Here is an 18,964-nt window from a genome sequence, read left to right on the forward strand (position 1 = left end):
CGTCCGCAGGTCATCCGCCGGGTCGGCGACCGAGCGCAGCCAGTCCAGCCCGCTGTCCGAGGGCGGCACGATCCGCGCCAGGTCGCCGTCATAGGCCCGCGCCTTCAGCGTCTCGGCCCGGCGCGCGGTGATCGCCAGCACCGGCGCCCCGAAGCCGCGCAGGTCGGCCAGTCGCGCCGCGTCCAGCGTCTCCACCGCCGCCACCAGCGCCGCGCCCTCCGCCCCGCACAGCACCACCGGCACCCCCATGCGCAGGTCGGCACGGGCGCGGGTCAGGCGTTCGGGGATGGACAGGCTCAGGACCATGCCCCTGCATACCCGGCGGATGACGGAATTGAAACATTGCCCGCAGAACCGACACGTCCGCGTGAGCATTTCGTAGCAATGGTTGCGGGATTCGTGAACGCGGCGCATCTGATCGTCATCAGCAAGGGAGGCACCTATGGCCGGACTGCGGAAGATCCTGCTCGTCGACGACGACGACGACCTGCGCGAAGCGCTCAGCGAGCAGCTGGTGATGACCGAGGATTTCGACGTGTTCGAAGCGCGGAACGGCGCCGAGGGCATGGAGAAGGTCAAGGCTGCGCTTTACGACCTCGTGATCCTCGACGTGGGCCTGCCCGACACCGACGGGCGCGAACTGTGCCGCCGGATGCGCAAGCAGGGCGTCAAATGCCCGATCCTGATGCTGACCGGGCACGACACCGACAGCGACACGATCCTTGGCCTCGACGCCGGCGCGAACGACTATGTGACCAAGCCCTTCAAGTTCCCGGTCCTGCTGGCCCGCATCCGCGCGCAGTTGCGGACGCATGAACAGTCGGAAGACGCGGTGTTCCAGCTGGGTCCCTATACCTTCAAGCCCGCCCAGAAGATGCTGGTCGACGAGCGCGACAAGAAGATCCGGCTGACCGAGAAGGAAACCAACATCCTGAAATACCTCTACCGCTCGACCAGCGGCGTCGTGGCGCGGGATGTCCTTCTGCACGAGGTCTGGGGCTACAACGCGGGCGTGACGACGCACACGCTGGAGACCCACATCTATCGCCTGCGCCAGAAGATCGAGCCCGATCCCTCGAACGCACGGCTCTTGGTCACGGAAAGCGGCGGATATCGGCTGGTGGCCTAGGAACAAGAGCGGATTTGGGCGGTTGCTGCTTCGGGTGATTGCGACCGCCTTGCAACAACCACGAAATCTTGCCGCCTAGGGCTTATTGTTGCCGGATTCACTTGCTACCTTTTTCACATGCACGGGTTGTGCAGCAAGTTCCCCTTGTCGCGTCGGGGTTATGGCGCGGCATCCTCCCTGTTGGACCTGGCCGGGCTTCTTGCCCGGCCTTTTTTTGCGCCCGCCGGATTTTCCCCGATCCCCGGAAAGGCCGGACGAAAAGCCATCGACAGGACCCGTCTCCGCCATGCGCTTTGCACAATTGGTCCGCTAGAACCGCCCGCAACCGCAGGCTGTCTGCGGCCCTGAAATCGGAGACGCCATGCGCATCGCTCTTGCCGCCACCCTCATCCTTGCCGCCACGCCCGTCCTGGCCGAAGACCTGGTCTTCACCCTGGTCAACGACAGCTCGCACACCATCACCGAGATGTATGTCTCGCCCACGGGCGTCGATCAGTGGGGCGAGAATATCCTGACCGTCGATGCGGTCGACCCCGGCGTTTCGGGGGACGTGACCATCGCCGACGGCTCGGATGTCTGCGACTATGACCTGCGCTTCGTCTCGGCCGAGGGGGGCGAGGCCGAGCAGACCCAGAACCTGTGCGACCTGGCGACCTTCACCGTCACCGACTGACCGGGCTTGAGACTTGCGGCGGCGGGCCTTACGGTCCACCGCCGCAGCAGGAGCCCGCCCATGTCCTTCACCCTCGCCACCTGGAACATCAACTCGGTCCGCCTGCGCGAGGCGCTGGTTTCGCGGCTGATGACGGAAGAGACGCCCGACATCCTGTGCCTGCAGGAATGCAAATGCCCGGTCGAACTGATCCCGCTGGAAGGCTTCCGGGCGCTTGGCTACACCCATGTCGTCGCGCGGGGGCAGAAGGGCTACAACGGCGTCGCGATCCTGTCGAAACTGCCGATGGTGGACGCGGGCGGGCACGACTTCGCGACGCTGGGCCATGCGCGGCATGTCGCGGCCAGGCTGGAGAACGGCGTCACCATCCACAACTTCTACGTCCCGGCGGGCGGCGACATCCCCGACCGCGCGCAGAACGTGAAGTTCGGCCAGAAGCTCGACTTCCTGACCCACATGCGCGACCACTTCCGCGCCGAGACGCCGGAGAAGGCGATCCTGGTCGGCGACCTGAACATCGCCCCGCGCGAGGATGACGTCTGGGACCACAAGGCGCTGCTGAAGATCGTCAGCCATACCCCCATCGAGGTGGCCCATCTGGGCGAGACGATGGAAAGCGGGCGCTGGCAGGACATCACCCGGCAGGACATCCCCGAGGGTCGGCTCTACAGCTGGTGGAGCTACCGCAGCCCCGACTGGGACGCCGCCGACAAGGGCCGCAGGCTGGACCATATCTGGGCCACCCCCGACATCTCCAACGCCGCCTCGGGCAGCCGCATCCTGCGCCCGGTGCGGGGGTGGGAGCAGCCAAGCGACCACGTCCCGGTTTTCGCGACATTCGATCTATAGGGTGACTTCCGCCATTTGCCGTGCTATGCTTCGGCAAATGGCGGAGACCGCGATGACCAACACAGTCCGGAAACAGACCCCCCCGGCCCCCGGCTTTGCCGAACAGGCGGTCGCCTTCACCTCTTTCAAGGCACTGGAAAAGGGCATCCCCGCCGCCTGGGCCCGGTCGCTCGAATCGCAGGGCCTGACCCGCGAGGACATCCGCCGCATCATCCCCGACCGCACGCTCGACCGCCGCATCGCCGCCGGAGAGAACCTGAAGATCGAGGAAGCCGATGGCCTTGCCCGTTTGCTGCGCGTGGTCAAGGCCGCGCGCGACCTGTTCGAGAACGACAAGAACGCCGACACCTTCCTGCGCAGCCCCAACCCCGCTCTGGGGGATCGCATTCCGATCCATATGGCGCAGACCGACATCGGCGCGCGGGAGGTCGAGACGATCATCGGCAGGCTGGCGCACGGGATTTTCTGACAAGTGCGGCTTTGGCGTTTGACCGGGGCGGACTTTCTTCCAGGCCTGGATGGAGAAGGCTCAAGGATTTGGGGCGGTACCTGGAACAGCCCCGGCCTGCCGATGGTATATCTTTCGTCCTCCCTGGCGCTTTCCGCGCTTGAGGTTCTCGTCAATCTGGCACCCCATCAACGCAGGCGCGGAGAGTTGCCTACCTATGTCGCTGTTGCGCTCGATGTCGATGAGGGAGCGATTGCCGACCCCGGCTTTCCATCCCGACAAGATGTTGCAGTGTCGCAAGCCATTGGCGACGCCTGGCTCCGGTCCACGTCCAGCCTCGGCCTTTCCGTCCCCAGCCGCGTGATCCCGCTGGAGCGGAACGTCCTCCTCAACCCCCGCCATCCCGCGATGGCCGAAGTCACAGTCGCCCTGACCGAGCCCTTCGTCTTCGATGATCGCCTGAGCTACTGACCTGCGACCAGTGCCCCCAGCACCGCCTTGGCGCTGTCGCTGTCCCATTCGGCATCGCCGATCAGCCGGGCCACTTCCTGCCCCTCTGGGTTCAGGATCACCGTCACCGGCAGGCCCATCACGCCCATCGCATGCGCCAGCTGCGACTGCGGGTCACGCAGGATCGGCAGGGCCTTCACCCCGGCCTCCTCGAAGAACCGCCGGATCCCCTCCACCGCGTTGCGCCCGGTCGCCACCGGGACCACCGCCAGCTCCGGCATCGCGGCCTGCAACCTTTCCAAGGACGGCATCTCGCGGCGGCAGGGGGCGCACCATGTCGCCCAGAAGTTCAGGACCACCCATTTGCCCTTGTAATCCGCCAGCGCATGTTCGCCGTCCTCGGCGTCCAGCAGCACCGCTTCGGGCACCGCGACCGGTTCCCCAAGCAGCATCAGCTTCTTCATGTCGCCCTCGCGGAGGGCCGAAACATCCGCCGCCGCCGGATTTGCACCAAGCATCAAGGCCGTATAAAGGACGACCAGCAATTTCCGCACGTTTCCCACCCTCGAAAGCCCAATCATGTCCAACGCCCGCACCCCAAAATCCGCCAACACCATGTGGGGCGGGCGCTTTGCCGAAGGTCCCAGCGCGATCATGACGGCAATCAACGCCTCGATCGGCTTCGACCAGCGGCTCTACGCCCAGGACATCGCGGGCAGCCGGGCTCATGCGGCGATGCTGGCCGCGCAGGGCATCATCACCGATACCGATGCCAAGGCGATTGGGGAAGGCCTGCTCGCGATCTTGTCAGAGATCGAGGCGGGAAAGTTCCCCTTCACGCCCGACCTGGAAGACATCCACCTGAACATCGAGGCCCGGCTGACCGAGCGCATCGGCGAGGCCGGGAAGCGCCTGCACACCGGCCGCAGCCGGAACGACCAGGTGGCGGTGGACTTCCGGCTCTGGGTCCGCGACCAGTGCGACCAGGCCATCGCCGGGCTGACCGGATTGATGCAGGCCTTCCTGAGCCAAGCCGAAGCCGGGGCCGACTGGGTGATGCCTGGCTTCACCCATCTGCAGACCGCCCAGCCCGTGACCTGGGGCCATCACATGCTGGCCTATGTCGAGATGTTCGCCCGTGACCGCTCGCGCTTTGCAGACGCCCGCAAGCGGATGAACGAATGCCCCCTCGGTGCCGCCGCGCTGGCCGGGACCAGCTTCCCCCTCGACCGGCACATGACGGCCAAGGCGCTCGGCTTCGACCGCCCCACCGCGAACAGTTTGGACAGCGTGAGCGACCGCGATTTCGCGCTGGAGTTCCTGTCGGCCGCCTCGATCTGCGCCATGCACCTTTCCCGCTTCGCCGAAGAGCTGGTGATCTGGTCCTCCGCCCAGTTCCGCTTCGTCCGGCTCAGCGACCGCTGGACCACCGGCAGCAGCATCATGCCGCAGAAGAAGAACCCCGACGCGGCAGAGCTTCTGCGCGCCAAGCTGGGCCGCATCCTCGGGGCCACGGTGGCGCTTTTCACCATCATGAAGGGCCTGGCGCTGACCTATTCCAAGGACATGCAGGAGGACAAGGAACAGGTCTTCGACGCCGCCGACAGCCTGATGCTGGGCCTTGCCGCGATGACCGGCATGGTCAGTGACATGACCGCCAACCGCGACACCCTGAAGGCCGCCGCCGCCTCCGGCTTCTCCACCGCGACCGACCTTGCCGACTGGCTGGTGAAGGCCCTGAACCTGCCCTTCCGCGAGGCGCATCACGTCACCGGCGCGCTGGTTGCGCTGGCCGAGGCCAAGAGCTGCGACCTGCCCGACCTGTCGATCGGCGAGATGACCGGCGTCCACCCCGGCATCACCCAGGATATCTACTCCGTCCTCGGCGTCGAGAATTCCGTGCGCAGCCGCACCTCCTATGGCGGCACCGCCCCGGATCAGGTCCGCGCCCAGATCGCCCGCTGGCGCGAAAGTCTCGGATAGCACGCGGCAAGCCCTACCTTGCCCGCCACGGCCCGCGATGCCACCCTTGGCGTCGCCCCTGACGAAAGGATGCCCATGCCCCGCCTTCTCCTCCTCGCCTGCCTGACCCTTGCCGCCTGCGGCGCCGACGGCCCGCCCGAGACGCCGAAGAAACCCGCGAACCCTGGCATCACCATGTCGGGCGAGGTCGGCGTCGGGGTCGTTTCGAACTAACGCTCCGCCCAAAGGGTGAATTGCGCCGCGCCGCATGTCTGCTATACGCGACAGGGGCTTAAGGGGCTGCGCATGGACCATTTCCTGTACCGCAACGGAACGCTGCACGCCGAAGGCGTCGCGATCCCCGACATCGCTGCCGCCGTCGGTACGCCGTTCTACGTCTACTCCACCGCCACCCTGACCCGGCATTACAAGCTTTTCACCGAGGCGCTGACGCCGCTGCCCCACCTTGTCTGCTTCGCCATCAAGTCGCTGTCGAATGTCGCGGTCCTCAAGACCCTCGGCAACCTCGGCGCGGGGATGGACGTGGTCTCGGGCGGCGAATACCTGCGGGCGAAAGCGGCAGGCGTCCCCGGCAATCGCATCGTCTTCTCCGGCGTCGGCAAGACGCGCGAGGAAATGCGGCTGGCCCTCACCGGCGGCATCCGCCAGTTCAACGTGGAATCGGAACCCGAGCTGCGGGCGCTGTCCGAAGTCGCAACCAGCCTCGGCCTCACCGCCCCCATCGCCATCCGCGTCAACCCCGACGTCGACGCCCGGACCCACGAAAAGATCGCCACGGGGAAAAAGGAAAACAAGTTCGGCATCCCGATCGCCCGCGCCTCCGAGGTCTATGCCGAAGCCGCAAAGCTCCCCGGCCTGCAAGTCGTCGGGATCGACGTCCACATCGGTTCCCAGCTGACCGAGCTGGAACCCTTCGAGCAGGCCTATCTCAAGGTCGCCGACCTGACCCATCGCCTGCGCTCCGAAGGCCACACGATCACAAGGCTCGACCTTGGTGGCGGGCTTGGCATCCCCTACCAGCGCTCGAACGAAGCCCCGCCGCTGCCCACCGACTACGGCGCCCTGATCAAGCGCACCGTCGGCGACCTTGGCTGCGAGATCGAGATCGAACCCGGCCGCCTGATCTCCGGCAATGCGGGTCTCCTGATCGCCAGCATCATCTACGTCAAGAACGGCGAGGGCCGCGATTTCCTGATCCTCGACGCCGCGATGAACGACCTCGTCCGCCCCTCGATGTACGGCGCGCACCACGACATCATCCCCGTCGCCGAACCCCCCGTCGCAGCGCCCACGCAGGAATTCGACGTCGTCGGCCCGGTCTGCGAGACCGGCGACACTTTCGCCAAGGGCCGCGACCTGCCGCTGGTCGGCGAAGGCGACCTTGTGGCCTTCCGCAGCGCGGGGGCCTATGGCGCGGTGATGGCGTCGGAATACAATACTCGGCCCCTCATCCCCGAGGTGCTAGTGAACGGGGATCACTTCGCTGTCATCCGGGCGCGACCAAGCGTTGACGAAATCCTCAACCGCGATAGCATTCCCTCGTGGCTGTGACGCTGGGTCCGGTCGCAGGCAGGTGAGATGACCGGAAAGACGCCAGAACCGCCGCTGCAGTCGCTCGTCTGGCCCATGCGGCTGACGCTGGCGGGGCTGTGGGCGGAGCGTCTGGCCCGCGCCTTCTGGCCGCTGTGGTCGCTGGTGCTGATCACCCTCGCCGCGCTGGCCTTCGGCCTGCAGGACCTTGGCCCGCTGCGCTATGCCCAGGCCGCCGGGGCCGTCCTCGGCCTCGCCGCCCTTGCCCTGCTTGCCCTTGGCCTGAAGCGTTTCCGCAAGCCCACGGCGATGGACGCGCTCGACCGGCTGGACGCCACCATGCCGGGCCGCCCCATCGCCGCGCTGCGTGACACGCAAGCGATCGGCTTGGGCGACCCCGCCTCGCTTGCGGTCTGGCGCGCGCATCGGGAGCGGATGGCTGAGCGCGCCGCCGGGGCCCGCCCCGTCCAGCCCGACCTGCGCCTGTCCTCCCGCGACCGCTTCTCGCTGCGCTACGTCGCGCTGACCGCCTTCGTCATGGCCGCGCTCTTCGGGTCGTTCTGGAAGGCCGGGACCGGTGCGGGCCTGACCCCCGGCGCTGCCGTCGCCATGCCCGGCGGCCCCAGCTGGGAGGCCTGGGCCCAGCCCCCGGCCTATACCGGCAAGCCCTCGCTCTACCTGAACGACATCACCGACCCCAAGCTGGACCTGCCCACCGGCACCCGGTTGCAGATCCGCCTCTATGGGCCGGAGGGTGACCTTTCCGTCACCCAGACCATCGCCGACGTCCCGAAGCCCGAACCGGCCCCCGCCCCGGATGCCAAGGCCACGCCCGCCGCGGTGCCGAACGCGATGAAGGGCGTCTATGACCTGACCGTCACCCGCTCGGGCGACCTCGCCATCGACGGCCCCGGCGGTCGCGAATGGCAGATCACCGCACTGCCCGACGCAGCCCCGACCGTCGAAGTCTCGGGCGACATGACGCGCGAGGCGGACGGGCGTTTCAAGCAGTCGATCAAGGCCAGCGACGACTACGGCGTCACTGCCGCCCATGTGACCATCGCGCTGGACATGGCCAGGGTCGACCGCCGCCACGGCTTGAAAGTCGACCCCGAAGCGGTGGAGCCGGTGGTTCTCGACATTCCGCTGCCCCGCAAAGGCAAGCGCACCGAGCTGACCGCCACGCTGGTCGACGACCTGTCGAAACACGTCTTCGCCAACCTGCCGGTGACGATGACCTTCACCGTCGCCGACGCGGGCGGCAACGAAGGCAGCTCTGCGCCTTACAACGTCACCCTGCACGGCAAGCGCTTCTTCGACCCGCTGGCGGCGGCCCTGATCGAGATGCGGCGCGACATCCTGTGGAACCGCGTCAACGCCCCGCGCGCGGTCGAACTTCTGAAAGCCGTCACCAACCGCCCGGAAGGCTTCATCCGCCACGACCGCGCCTTCCTGCACCTGCGCGTGCTGATGCGCAGCCTCGAGGCGCAAGAGGCCGCGCTGACCACCGAAAGTCGCGACAAGATTGCCGAAGAGCTGTGGAAGATCGCCCTGATGGTCGAGGAGGGCAACCTGCAGGACGCCTTCGACCGCCTGCAACGCGCGCAGGACCGGTTGGACGAAGCGATCAAGAATGGCGCCTCGCCCGAGGAAATCGACCAGCTGATGAAGGAAATGCAGCAGGCTCTGAACGACTACATGCGCGAGTTGGCCGAAGAATCGCAGCGCAACCCCGACCAGCAGCAGTCGCAGATGATGCAGGGCCAGATGATGTCGGGCGACCAGCTGAAGGAGATGCTCGACAAGCTCCAGCAGCTGATGGAGGAGGGCAAGACCGCCGAAGCCGCCGAGCTGATGGAACAGCTGCGCCAGCTGATGCAGAACATGCAGGTGGTGCAGGGCCAGCAGGGTCAGGGCCAGGGTGGGCCGGGACAAAAGGGGATGCAGGGCCTGGGCGACACTTTGCGCGACCAGCAGGACCTGTCCGACGATGCCTTCCGCGACCTGCAGGGCGTCCCGCGTCCCGGCCAGGAACAGGGACAGGATCAGGGGCAGGGTCAGGAGCAAGGGCAGGACCAGGGGCAGGGGAACCAGCAGGGCGACCAGTTCGGCCAGGACCAGACCGATCAGGGCCAGGGCGATGGCGACCAGGGTTCACTCTCCGACCGCCAGCGCGGCCTGCGCGAGCGGCTGAACCAGCTGCAAAGTGGCGATCTGCCCGGCGACGGCAGCGAAAAGGGCGAGGCCGGGCGCCGCGATCTCGACCGTGCCGGACGCGCGATGGAAGAGGCGGAGAACGCGCTTCGTGACGGCGATCTCTCGGGCGCGCTCGACCGTCAGGCCGAAGCGATGGAAGCGCTGCGCGACGGGATGCAGAACCTGGGCGAGGCGCTGGCGGACGAGCAACGGCAGAACCGCGACGGCCAGGGCGGCGAACGCGACTATGGTTCCGCCGACCCGAACGGCACCGACCCGCTTGGCCGCCGCCCCGGCGAAACCGCGCGCATCGGCTCGGACCAGAACATGGTGCAGAACGACCCCGACACCCGCGCACAGGAACTGCTGGACGAAATCCGCCGCCGGTCCGGCGAGTTGACCCGCCCGCTGGAGGAACTCGACTACCTCAAGCGCCTGTTGCAGATGTTCTGAGGCCGAGGCTCCCGCAAAGCCGCAACCCGGCCTTCAAGCCCCGACACAGCCCTTTCACCTGGCCCCAAATATCCCCGCCGGAGGCAAACCCGAGCCGTTGCGCGTCCTTCACGCGCAAAAGGCGAGACAAAAGGCTTGCGCGTCAGCGCTCGATTTACGAACCGCCCCGTCCCGAGAGACGCCGAACATGAAGACCGCCGCCACCGCAAGCGCCTCCCCTCCCCCTGGTGGGGAGGGGCCGGGGGTGGGGGGCATCCGGAAAAGCCTCAACCGGGTCAACTGCACATGCCCCAGTTCTTAAGATTCGGTAAACGTCCGCAACCAACCCATTGATTTCAAACGTCTCGAAATTCTGTCCACCGTGGACACCCGCCAGCCTTGCGGCCCCCCTGAAACCGCGCCACTCTCCCGCCATGACCAGCCAGACCCGCCTGACCAGCCTCGACATCGCCCGCACCCTGGCCGTGGTCTGCATGGTGATCTTCCACTTCACCTTCGACCTCGCCCTCTTCGGCCACATCGACCCCGGCACCATGAGCCAGCCCTTCTGGTACTATTTCGCCCGGATGATCGCCGGCAGCTTCCTCTTCCTCTCCGGCATCGGCCTCTGGCTCGCCCACGGCCGCGGCATCCGCTGGCCCGCCTTCTGGCGCCGCTGGGCGATGATCGCCGCCGCCGCCCTGCTGATCACGACGGCAAGCATCTGGCTCGTCCCCGGCGGCCCGATCTGGTTCGGCATCCTGCACGCGATGGCCGCGACCGCCCTGATCGGCCTCCTCACCCTGCGCCTGCCCTGGCCCGTCACCCTCGCCATCGCGCTCCTCATCTTCGCCGCCGCCTGGGGCCCGCACTTCCCGACGCTGGACCCGCTGTGGCTGGTCTGGACCGGCCTCGCCGAAACCCGCCCGATGATGGGCGACTACGTCCCCCTCATCCCCTGGACCGCCCCCGCCCTTGCGGGCCTCGCCTTCGCCAAGGCTGTCAGGCTGGACCAATGGCATGGCACCCAGCCGTCCCGCCTCACCCACACCCTCACTTTCCCCGGCCGCCATTCCCTGATCATCTACCTCCTCCACCAGCCGATCCTCTTCGGTCTCTTCAACGCCTGGGCCTGGGCCCATTCCTGACGCTTCCCCTTCCTGCCGCTTTCCGCTAATCCGGGCCCAACTCTAGGAGCCCGCCGATGAAGTTCACCCTGTCCTGGCTGAAAGATCACCTCGACACCGAGGCCAGCGTCGATGCCATCGCCGAGGCGCTGACCGACCTTGGCCTCGAAGTCGAAGGCGTCGAGGACCCGACGGCGCAACTTGGGGCCTTCCGCATCTGCCGGGTGATCGAGGCCGTCCAGCACCCCAACGCCGACCGTCTCCGCGTCTGCCGGGTGGAGACCTGGCCCGACGGGCCCGGTGGCCGGACCGAGGAAGTCCAGGTCGTTTGCGGCGCGCCCAATGCCAGGACCGGCCTCGTCGGCGTCTTCGCCCCGCCCGGCACCCATGTCCCCGGCACCGGGGTCGACCTGAAACCCGGCAACATCCGTGGCGTCGACTCCAACGGCATGCTCTGCTCCGAACGCGAGCTGATGCTGTCGGACAACCACGACGGCATCATCGAACTGCCCGCCGACGCGCCGATGGGGGTCCGCTACATCGACTGGAAGGGCCTGAACGACCCGGTGATCGAGATCAAGGTCACCCCCAACCGCCCCGATGCGCTGGGTATCCACGGCATCGCCCGCGATCTGGCGGCGCGCGGCCTCGGCAAGCTGAAGCCGGTCACCGCGACGCCGGTCAAGGGCAGCTTCGCCACCCCCATCGGCATCCACATCGACCCCGCTCTCAAAGCCAAAGGCTGCCCCCACTTCGCCGGCCGCCTGATCCGGGGCGTGAAGAACGGCCCCTCGCCCGACTGGATGCAGGCGCGGCTCAAGGGCATCGGGTTGCGTCCGATCTCGGCGCTGGTGGACATCACCAACTACTTCACCTTCGGCCTGAACCGCCCCTTGCACGTCTTCGACGCCGCCAAGGTGAAGGGCGACCTGCACATCCGCCCCGCCCGCGACGGCGAGACGCTGCTGGCGCTGGACGGCAAGACCTACACCTTGAACCCCTCCCAGATGGTGATCGCCGATGACCACGGCCCGGAATCGCTGGCCGGGATCATGGGCGGCGAGGCCTCGGGCTGCACGCCCGAGACGACCGACGTCTTCCTGGAAAGCGCGTGGTGGGACCCGATCACCATCGCCGCGACGGGCCGTGCGCTGAAGATCAACTCCGACGCCCGCTACCGTTTCGAGCGCGGCGTGGACCCGGCCTTCACCCTGCCGGGGCTGGAACTGGCGACCCGGATGATCCTCGATCTTTGCGGCGGCGAGGCCGGGACCGTGGTGCAGGACGGCGCCCCCATCGACCCGACCCGCAGCTACCGGCTGGACCCGGCCCGCGTGGTCAGCCTCGTCGGGATGGAGATCCCGGAAACCACCCAGCGCGCCACGCTGGAGGCTCTGGGCTTCACCCTCAACGGCAACGACGTGACCCCCCCGACCTGGCGGCCCGATGTGCTGGGCGATGCCGACCTGATCGAGGAAGTCGCCCGTATCGCCAGCCTGACCAAGCTGCAAGGCGCGCCGATGGCCCGCGCCCTACCCGGCGTGCCGCGTCCGATCCTGACGCCCTTGCAGGTGCGCGAACGCACCACCCGCCGCACCATCGCGGCGCTCGGCTACAACGAATGCGTGACCTACAGCTTCATCGACGCCAAATCCGCAAGCCTGTTCGGTGGCGGCTCCGAAGCCGTGCGGGTCGAAAACCCGATCTCGTCGGAAATGACGCATCTGCGCCCCGACCTCCTGCCCGGCCTTCTCGCCGCGGCGGCGCGGAACCAGGCGCGCGGCTTCATGGACCTGTCCCTGTTCGAGATCGGCCCGGTGTTCCACGGCGGTGAGCCGGGCGACCAGCACCTGCAAGCCACCGGCCTTCTGGTCGGGGCCGCTGCCCAACGCGACCCGCACGGCTCGCGCCGGATGATCGACGTGTTCGACGCCAAGGCCGATGCCGAAGCGGTTCTGGCGGCGCTGGGTGCGCCTTCCCGCGTGCAGATCAGCCGCAAGGTCGCCCAGTGGTGGCACCCCGGTCGCTCGGGCGTGATCGGTCTTGGCCCGAACACGATGGCCACCTTCGGCGAGGTTCACCCCCGCATCCTGCAGGCGATGGACGTCAAAGGCCCGGCGGTGGCCTTCACCGTTCTGATCGCCAATATCCCCGCGCCCAAGGTCAAGACCCCGACCCGCCCGGCGCTGGCGATCAGCGACCTGCAAGCGGTGGAGCGTGACTTCGCCTTTGTCGTCGACAAGGGCGTCGAGGCCCTGACCGCGGTCAACGCCGCGCAAGGGGCGGACAAGGCGCTGATCGAAAGCGTCCGCGTCTTCGACCAGTTCACCGGCGAGAAGGCCGAGGCGCAGATGGGTGCGGGCAAGAAGAGCATCGCGCTGACCGTCCGCCTGCAACCGCAAGACAAGACCCTGACCGAAGCCGAGATCGACGCCGTATCGGCGAAGATCATCGAGAAGGTCACGAAGGCGACTGGCGGTTCCCTGCGAGCCTGACGACACAGCCGAAGGGTCTAAGATCTTTCGCGAAAGATTTTAGACCCTTCAACCGTTTAGCGCTTCGCTCGCCAGGTGTTCAGCCAGGCTCCGATCCGCCCGAAGAACCCTCGCGCTTCCTTCCGCGCCGCGTCCACCCGCTGCCCCGCCGCGTCGAACGTCTCGCCCACATCGGCCAGGGCCGGATCGACCATGCGCTCGCGGAACTGAAGCCACATCTTGCGGATCATGAAGATCAGGAAGACCAAGACCACCAGCAGGATGATGTTGACCCAGGGGATGATCGTCACGTCCGGCCCGGCGACCGGGTAGATGTTCACCGCGTTCGGGAAGGCCGAGAACAGCGGGATGCGCCAGCCGTAATGCGTGATGACCACCCATTGCGGCGCGGCAGAGGTGGACTTCAGGTTCGCCGCCTCGGCCTGAAGCGTCGCGCTGTCCCATTTGAAATAGGGCGGCCAGAACCAGCCGGTATCCTCGTTGCGGTAGACCATCACGTCGCCATCATCGAAGGCCGCATCGATGAAGCGGATGTCGCGCTCTGTGTTTGTCTCGGCCCCGGTGCCGGTATCCTCGATCGAATAGAAGATCCAGTTGCCGCCGATGTGGGTGATCCGGTTCGAGGTCTCGGTGATCCGCACCACGTCATGCTGCGGCAGGGTGTAGTGCAGGAACAGCCCGACGATCAGCACCACCAGGATGCGGATGCCCCATTTGATCTTGGTCCACATGGGTTCACCCTTTCAGTGCCAGTTGATGAAATAGATCGTGACCAGAAAGCCGATGGTCGGAATGATATAGATAAGCCAGAGCAGCCGCTTTTTCAGCCCCTTGTCGTAATGCACCATCCCGGCCTCGATGAAGGCCGACCGTTCCTCGACCGTCTGCCCCTCGCGCGCGGGGTCGGTGTCCCATTCCTTCTCCAGCTTCTCGCGCCTGACGCTGCGCGAGTAGATGCCGGTGACGAAGTAGACAATCGTCAGCCCGACATACATCAGGAACGCAAGCCGCAGCCAACCCATCTAGCGTCTCCCTCCCCAGGGGCCCACCACCGGCCCCCGCCCTGCCGTCCGCGCCGGTTTCGGCCCCTCCGCCATCTGCGGGCGGTGCAATTCGTCCATGCTTGGCTCCGGCCCGAACAGCGCCGTCCGCGCGCCCTCCCGGTCCACCTGATACTCCCGCGCCAGGAAATCCGCCACATAGGTCTGCTTGCGGTCGCTCCAGGTCTTGTACTGGGCGTAGAACAGCTCCTTGTGGGTGATGAACATCTGCCGCACGTCCATCGGCGAAAGCTCGGACAGAAGCATGTTCACCAGGTCGCGGTCCGGCCCCGCCTTGCCCCGAAGCGTGTAGAAATAGGCCGGATGCTCGGAGGTGATCTTCGGCCAGGCGCCCCCCGCCTCGACCCAGCGCAGAAGGTCCGCCAGCCCCAGAAACTCCTGCGGCAAGGCGCTTCCCAGCTTGTAGGCCACCTTCCGCAGCTCCGTCCGCCTTGCGTCGCCAACCTCGATCCCCAGCCGGTCGGCCGCATCGACCAGGATGAAGTCCATCTTCTGCCGCAGGATCGAGGCCGCATCCGCCCCCCGCGCCTGCACGATGGGCTCGGTCAACCCGTTCCGCTCCAGCCAGTCGGCGATCTGGTTGCGGTGGGTCAGGTCCATCACCTGCGCCACCGGCACCTCGCCCAGCGAATGCCAGTCGAGGCTGGAAATCGCCGCCGGATAGCGCACGCCCTGAAAGATGTAGACCCCGCCGAAGAAGCTGGTCCAGAAATTCGCCTGTGCGAAGGTCATCGCCGGCAGCGCGATCGGCACCCGCGTCACGTCGCCGGTCTTCTTCGCCAGGGTGATCATCTCCGCCACCAGCACATCATCGCGCCACCCGTCCGGCTCCTGCCGGAAGCGCTCGATCAGCTTCGCGAGCTTCTCCGCATCCGCCACATGCCCGCCGATGGTGTCCGCCTCGACCGTCACCTGCCGGATGTCGAAGAGGCGCGCGGGCGTGTCCACCGCATAGACCGAGTTCTGCAACTCACCCGCCACCGCATCCCGCGCCGTCAGCGCGAAAAGCTGCGCCTCGTTTGTCTCGATGAACTGCGTCAGGATCCCCCGGCTGGTGGAGAACTTGATGTTCAGCAGCGGCGCATCCTTCTGCGCCGTGGTCAGCAGGATGAACTGCCGGTTCGCCCCGTTGGGGTTGAGGTAGAGGTCGTCCTGAAGCTCATCCCCGATCTCGGGCGAATAGCCGCTGAGGTCGATGTGGAAATCGTCGAGCTTGGTGGTCTTGCCGGTCAGATGCTTGAGCGCCCGGTTGTAGCGTTCGACAAGGGCCGGAGAAGAGACCTCGATCAGGTTCCCGAACATGAGGCCGCGTTGGATGAGGCGTTTCATGGCGTGCTCCCTTCCTGCCGGGTGCCCCCCACCCCCAACCCCTCCCCACCGGGGGGAGGGGAGGCTCCAGGCTCGTCCGTTCCGCGCAACACCAACCGTCCCGCGCCTCCCTCCCCCTGCGTGGGGGAGGGCTGGGGTGGGGGGGCGCCAGCCATAGGCGAAGCCGCCAGCCCTTGAAGCGCACCGCCAACCCCAAGCGCCTCCCCTCCCCCCCGTGGGGAGAGGTTGGGGGTGGGGGGCACCCGCTCAGCCAAGGACCCCCCGCCTGCCGCATCCAGCACCAACTGCATCACCCCCTCGATATTCCCCGAAACCTCCGAATTCCAGAACCGCAGCACCTGAAACCCCTGAGACGCCAACCACTCATCCCGCCACTGATCCCTCTCACCGCCATGCCCGCCGCCGTCGATCTCGATCACCACCCGCCGACCCAGATCAGCAAAATCCGCGATGAACGGCCCGATGGGCGCCTGCCGCCGGAAGTGTAGCCCCAGCATCCGGTTCAATTCCCTGAGCTTCGCCCAGACCTTCCGCTCCTGCGGCGTCATATCTGCCCGCAGCTTCCGCGCCCGCTGGCGGGTGATCGGGTGAATGCCGGTCATGCGTCGCGCCTCACGCCCGAGGCCCCCACCCCAACCCTCCCCACAAAGGGGGAGGGAGGGCCAAGCCGCCCGGCAGCAGCACCAACGCCAACCGCAGAAACGCCTCCCCTCCCCCTTGTGGGGAGGGAATGGGGGTGGGAGCCGGGGAGACGCGATCAATAATGTTCTTCATTTCGCGAGTTCACGCACCAGATCGCCCAACGTGTTGCGAAGCCTGCCAAAGAAGATTTGAACCTCTCGCTCGTCAAAGAGATCGCCAAAAGGAAACCTCTCTTCCTTGACTAGATAGTTGGAACTCAAGTCTCTGATAGCTTCTGAGCCATCGGGGTCACTAGTATCCCGGTGGTCAGAAATTGCTTTCTCTAACTTGGTCAAGAAGTAGCCGTCTAGAGGTTGTAAGTCCTCCCGTTCCCCGCAAAGCATTGCTATCTTGTGAAGCGACGCGTCGACCTCTAGCTCGGCATGGAGCAGTTCTCGCCAAAAAGACCTAAGTCTCTTTTCCTCACGCAAGAACTTCTCTTTCCCCTCAACAACTGTACTACCGTCTGGGTCGTCGCTGTTTAGAAGTGGATAAGTGTTGCTTCGAAGTAATGCTTCGATGTGAGCGGCTCGGTCCATTACTTCAGAACAAGCTTGAAGAAGACTTGCGACAAACGCGGCTTTGGTCTGCGCATCGACTGCCTTTCGTCGCGAGAACATCACCCCTTCCCCTCCAGATACCTTCTCTTCGCCTCTTCCGTCCGGCCGAAGTCGCGCACCATCGCCTCGATGGCCACCTCGTCCGACTTGTCGGCATACCTGAACTCAGAATCCGCGTAGCGGTTGATCTCCTGGATCACCATCTCCACCGTGATCGGCGTCATCAGCCCCCGGATCATCGCCAGCTTCTCGTCGTAGCCCTTGAACAGGAACAGGTCCGGCTCCGCCATCCATTCGTCCGGCAGTTCGAAGTCCATCGCCCGGACCTTCACCGCATCGGTGATGTTCTTGATCGCGCGGCCCGTGAAGCGTTCATCCGCCTGCTGGATCGCCTTGAGATAGGCCCCAATCTTCGCCAGCGTATCCAGCGGCCCGATGTCGGAGGCCACCCGGTCCCAGACCTTCAGCAGCCCCTCCTCATGCGGCTTCGCATAGCCCTCGAACGAAGCCGCCACCGCCTTCCTGATCTCCTGCGCGGCGAACAGCTCATGCTCGCCAACCGGAATGGAATGGTTCTTCCCCAGCAGAAGCGAGAGGATGTCGATGTAGTCCTCCCGGCTTTGCGGCCCATCCACCAGGAACCGCGCCCCGGCCCGTTGCCGCAAGGCATCGTCCACATTCTCCGGGTAGTTCGAGAACATCCCGAAGGTGCAGTTCCCCCGCACCACCGTCCCTGCGCCCGCGAAGGCCTGCATGAAGACCGCCGTCACCTCCTGCTGGCCCGCACTGGACTGCCGGTCCCCCCGCTTGCCCGCCACCTGGTCGATGTCGTCGATGGTGCCGAAGCCGATCACCGAAGGATCAATCACCGCGTCGATGAAGGCCTTGGCGTTCTGCCCCGACTTGCCCTGATAGCTGTCGATCTGGTCGATGGAGAAGTTCTGGTAGCGGAACGGATAGCCCGCCACCCTGCAATAGCCGTCCAGGAGGCCCGCCATCATCTGAATGAGCGTGGTCTTCCCCGTCCCCGGCTTGCCGTCCCCCATGAAGGTGAAGATGAACCCGCCGAGTTCCGCGAACGGGTTCAGACGGCGCTCGAAGTCATAGGCCATCAGCATCTTCGCCAGCCGCAGGCTCTGGTACTTTGCGATGTGGTTGCCCACCACCTCCTCCGGCTTCTTGAAGGCCATCGCGATGGACCCACCCTTCGCCGCCTTGGCTGGCTTGAACCCGGCAATCGTCAGCCCGTCCGCCTCCACCTTCCACGACCCGGCGGTGAACACCGAAGTCCGCGCCCCGTTCTCCGCCCGGATCTGCACCTTCTTCATCAGCGCTTCGGCGAAGGCCGACACCACCGCCACCAGCTTCGCATCATCGCTCGCCAGCGCCCCTATGTCCTGGTCCAGCTCCCACAAAGCCCCCTGCAACGCCAGCGGAGCGTTGTCGGTCAAGACCTCCTCCACCTCGCCCAGTTCCACCGTCCCCGGCCCGACATGCGGTGCGATCAAGTAAGCGAGTGCATTGCCGAAGGTGAACAGCACCACCAGCGCCTCGCCCTGCAACAATTCGCCGAACTCCGCCCGCTTCGGCTCGGGTACCCGGCCTTCAAGGTTGGCCTTCTTCAACTCCGCCAGCCCCGACTGCGCCGAGAAGGTCTCGCCCATCGCCAGCGCAATCGCCAGCGCCCGTCGCAGCGCATTCAGCACCGCCGCCTGCACCGGCGAGACCAACCCGTCGGACAGCCCCTCCACCCGCTCGGAAAGCCGCACCCCGCCGGGCCGTGCCGTCGACCGCGTCGCCATCCCGGCAACGGTCGAGCGGAACATCGGTCGCGTCCCGATCCCCGGCGACCGCTCCGCCACCGAGGCCACGACCAAAGGCTTCGCCAGCCGCGGCGCGTGATCAAAGCCGAAGACCATCCCCAAGGCCGCCTCGTACTGCGCCCGGATCGTCTCTTCCTTCAGCTCCATCGTGTCGCGCGTGCTCATGAAACCCTCATTTTCTGTCTGAAAATATCCCGG

At 66.3% G+C, this 18,964-nt stretch carries 18 protein-coding genes and 1 pseudogene; 11 read left to right on the forward strand and 8 right to left on the reverse strand.

The features are described 5' to 3' along the window. Positions 1-306, reverse strand: a pseudogene (locus ACE3P6_RS16840) (GTP cyclohydrolase II); the annotation flags it as partial. A gap of 136 nt (positions 307-442) precedes the next feature. On the opposite strand from ACE3P6_RS16840, the gene ACE3P6_RS16845 reads away from it, so the two are divergent. From ACE3P6_RS16845 to ACE3P6_RS16865, 5 genes are all read left to right on the forward strand, one after another. Next, positions 443-1,129 carry a response regulator transcription factor gene (locus tag ACE3P6_RS16845; protein WP_374371580.1) on the forward strand — a complete coding sequence of 229 codons (687 nt, stop codon included), beginning with the start codon at positions 443-445 and terminating at the stop codon, positions 1,127-1,129. A 361-nt stretch (positions 1,130-1,490) separates the two neighbouring features. Further along, entirely contained in the window at positions 1,491-1,802 is a 312-nt protein-coding gene (locus ACE3P6_RS16850) for a hypothetical protein (protein WP_374397354.1), read from the forward strand. A gap of 60 nt (positions 1,803-1,862) precedes the next feature. Next, on the forward strand, positions 1,863-2,651 hold the full coding sequence (locus ACE3P6_RS16855; protein WP_374397357.1) for an exodeoxyribonuclease III: 789 nt from the start codon (positions 1,863-1,865) through the stop codon (positions 2,649-2,651). A gap of 52 nt (positions 2,652-2,703) precedes the next feature. After that, complete coding sequence (locus ACE3P6_RS16860; protein WP_374397360.1) at positions 2,704-3,120, forward strand: antitoxin Xre/MbcA/ParS toxin-binding domain-containing protein; 417 nt, start codon at positions 2,704-2,706, stop codon at positions 3,118-3,120. A 3-nt stretch (positions 3,121-3,123) separates the two neighbouring features. After that, on the forward strand, positions 3,124-3,570 hold the full coding sequence (locus ACE3P6_RS16865) for an RES family NAD+ phosphorylase (protein WP_374397363.1): 447 nt from the start codon (positions 3,124-3,126) through the stop codon (positions 3,568-3,570). Here the strand turns inward: ACE3P6_RS16865 and ACE3P6_RS16870 are convergent. Then, positions 3,564-4,130, reverse strand: a complete 567-nt coding sequence (locus ACE3P6_RS16870; protein ID WP_374397366.1) for a TlpA family protein disulfide reductase — start codon at positions 4,128-4,130, stop codon at positions 3,564-3,566. The two genes, ACE3P6_RS16865 and ACE3P6_RS16870, sit on opposite strands and share 7 nt — an antisense overlap. Between ACE3P6_RS16870 and argH the strand changes: the two genes are divergently transcribed. From argH to pheT, 6 genes are all read left to right on the forward strand, one after another. Beyond that, positions 4,129-5,532: an argininosuccinate lyase gene (gene argH / locus ACE3P6_RS16875; RefSeq protein ID WP_374397369.1), complete on the forward strand. Its 1,404-nt coding sequence runs from the start codon at positions 4,129-4,131 to the stop codon at positions 5,530-5,532. The two genes, ACE3P6_RS16870 and argH, sit on opposite strands and share 2 nt — an antisense overlap. 75 nt (positions 5,533-5,607) lie before the next feature. Continuing rightward, positions 5,608-5,745, forward strand: coding sequence for a hypothetical protein (locus ACE3P6_RS16880; protein ID WP_374397372.1), 138 nt, complete (start codon positions 5,608-5,610; stop codon positions 5,743-5,745). Between the two features lie 72 nt (positions 5,746-5,817). Beyond that, the gene (gene lysA / locus ACE3P6_RS16885; RefSeq protein WP_374397374.1) at positions 5,818-7,083 is read left to right on the forward strand and encodes a diaminopimelate decarboxylase; all 1,266 of its coding nucleotides are present in this window, start codon (positions 5,818-5,820) and stop codon (positions 7,081-7,083) included. Positions 7,084-7,110: 27 nt separating this feature from the next. Further along, positions 7,111-9,711, forward strand: a complete 2,601-nt coding sequence (locus ACE3P6_RS16890; RefSeq protein WP_374397377.1) for a TIGR02302 family protein — start codon at positions 7,111-7,113, stop codon at positions 9,709-9,711. 413 nt (positions 9,712-10,124) lie between these two features. Next, entirely contained in the window at positions 10,125-10,838 is a 714-nt protein-coding gene (locus tag ACE3P6_RS16895; RefSeq protein ID WP_374397379.1) for a heparan-alpha-glucosaminide N-acetyltransferase, read from the forward strand. Positions 10,839-10,894: 56 nt separating this feature from the next. Beyond that, on the forward strand, positions 10,895-13,312 hold the full coding sequence (gene pheT, locus ACE3P6_RS16900) for a phenylalanine--tRNA ligase subunit beta (protein ID WP_374397382.1): 2,418 nt from the start codon (positions 10,895-10,897) through the stop codon (positions 13,310-13,312). 56 nt (positions 13,313-13,368) lie between these two features. Here pheT and ACE3P6_RS16905 read toward each other — a convergent pair whose 3' ends face one another. The 6 genes from ACE3P6_RS16905 to ACE3P6_RS16930 all read right to left on the reverse strand — a co-directional run bounded on the left by ACE3P6_RS16905 (position 13,369) and on the right by ACE3P6_RS16930 (position 18,931). Next, positions 13,369-14,043 carry a DUF1523 family protein gene (locus tag ACE3P6_RS16905; RefSeq protein ID WP_374397385.1) on the reverse strand — a complete coding sequence of 225 codons (675 nt, stop codon included), beginning with the start codon at positions 14,041-14,043 and terminating at the stop codon, positions 13,369-13,371. Between the two features lie 12 nt (positions 14,044-14,055). Further along, a complete protein-coding gene (locus tag ACE3P6_RS16910) occupies positions 14,056-14,334 on the reverse strand; it encodes a hypothetical protein (RefSeq protein ID WP_374397388.1) in 279 nt (92 codons plus the stop codon). Further along, the gene (locus tag ACE3P6_RS16915) at positions 14,335-15,702 is read right to left on the reverse strand and encodes a DUF6638 family protein (protein WP_374397391.1); all 1,368 of its coding nucleotides are present in this window, start codon (positions 15,700-15,702) and stop codon (positions 14,335-14,337) included. Further along, positions 15,699-16,304: an endonuclease domain-containing protein gene (locus ACE3P6_RS16920; protein WP_374397394.1), complete on the reverse strand. Its 606-nt coding sequence runs from the start codon at positions 16,302-16,304 to the stop codon at positions 15,699-15,701. The genes ACE3P6_RS16915 and ACE3P6_RS16920 overlap by 4 nt, the downstream gene beginning before the upstream one ends. Before the next feature lie 168 nt (positions 16,305-16,472). Further along, on the reverse strand, positions 16,473-16,922 hold the full coding sequence (locus ACE3P6_RS16925) for a hypothetical protein (RefSeq protein WP_374397396.1): 450 nt from the start codon (positions 16,920-16,922) through the stop codon (positions 16,473-16,475). 80 nt (positions 16,923-17,002) lie between these two features. Next, entirely contained in the window at positions 17,003-18,931 is a 1,929-nt protein-coding gene (locus ACE3P6_RS16930; RefSeq protein ID WP_374397399.1) for an ATP-binding protein, read from the reverse strand. Positions 18,932-18,964 lie beyond the last annotated feature (33 nt).

The sequence above is a fragment of the Tabrizicola sp. genome (assembly GCF_041911175.1).
Classification (GTDB): Bacteria; Pseudomonadota; Alphaproteobacteria; order Rhodobacterales; family Rhodobacteraceae; genus Tabrizicola.

Excerpts from the sequence above, each read along its gene's own strand:
- ACE3P6_RS16845 (WP_374371580.1), top strand. The coding sequence starts at position 443 with ATGGCCGGACTGCGGAAGATCCTGCTCGTCGACGACGACGACGACCTG.
- ACE3P6_RS16850 (WP_374397354.1), top strand. The coding sequence starts at position 1,491 with ATGCGCATCGCTCTTGCCGCCACCCTCATCCTTGCCGCCACGCCCGTC.
- ACE3P6_RS16855 (WP_374397357.1), top strand. The coding sequence starts at position 1,863 with ATGTCCTTCACCCTCGCCACCTGGAACATCAACTCGGTCCGCCTGCGC.
- ACE3P6_RS16860 (WP_374397360.1), top strand. The coding sequence starts at position 2,704 with ATGACCAACACAGTCCGGAAACAGACCCCCCCGGCCCCCGGCTTTGCC.
- argH (WP_374397369.1), top strand. The coding sequence starts at position 4,129 with ATGTCCAACGCCCGCACCCCAAAATCCGCCAACACCATGTGGGGCGGG.
- ACE3P6_RS16870 (WP_374397366.1), bottom strand. The coding sequence starts at position 4,130 with ATGATTGGGCTTTCGAGGGTGGGAAACGTGCGGAAATTGCTGGTCGTC.
- ACE3P6_RS16880 (WP_374397372.1), top strand. The coding sequence starts at position 5,608 with ATGCCCCGCCTTCTCCTCCTCGCCTGCCTGACCCTTGCCGCCTGCGGC.
- lysA (WP_374397374.1), top strand. The coding sequence starts at position 5,818 with ATGGACCATTTCCTGTACCGCAACGGAACGCTGCACGCCGAAGGCGTC.
- ACE3P6_RS16890 (WP_374397377.1), top strand. The coding sequence starts at position 7,111 with ATGACCGGAAAGACGCCAGAACCGCCGCTGCAGTCGCTCGTCTGGCCC.
- ACE3P6_RS16895 (WP_374397379.1), top strand. The coding sequence starts at position 10,125 with ATGACCAGCCAGACCCGCCTGACCAGCCTCGACATCGCCCGCACCCTG.
- pheT (WP_374397382.1), top strand. The coding sequence starts at position 10,895 with ATGAAGTTCACCCTGTCCTGGCTGAAAGATCACCTCGACACCGAGGCC.
- ACE3P6_RS16905 (WP_374397385.1), bottom strand. The coding sequence starts at position 14,043 with ATGTGGACCAAGATCAAATGGGGCATCCGCATCCTGGTGGTGCTGATC.
- ACE3P6_RS16910 (WP_374397388.1), bottom strand. The coding sequence starts at position 14,334 with ATGGGTTGGCTGCGGCTTGCGTTCCTGATGTATGTCGGGCTGACGATT.
- ACE3P6_RS16915 (WP_374397391.1), bottom strand. The coding sequence starts at position 15,702 with ATGAAACGCCTCATCCAACGCGGCCTCATGTTCGGGAACCTGATCGAG.
- ACE3P6_RS16920 (WP_374397394.1), bottom strand. The coding sequence starts at position 16,304 with ATGACCGGCATTCACCCGATCACCCGCCAGCGGGCGCGGAAGCTGCGG.
- ACE3P6_RS16925 (WP_374397396.1), bottom strand. The coding sequence starts at position 16,922 with ATGGACCGAGCCGCTCACATCGAAGCATTACTTCGAAGCAACACTTAT.
- ACE3P6_RS16930 (WP_374397399.1), bottom strand. The coding sequence starts at position 18,931 with ATGAGCACGCGCGACACGATGGAGCTGAAGGAAGAGACGATCCGGGCG.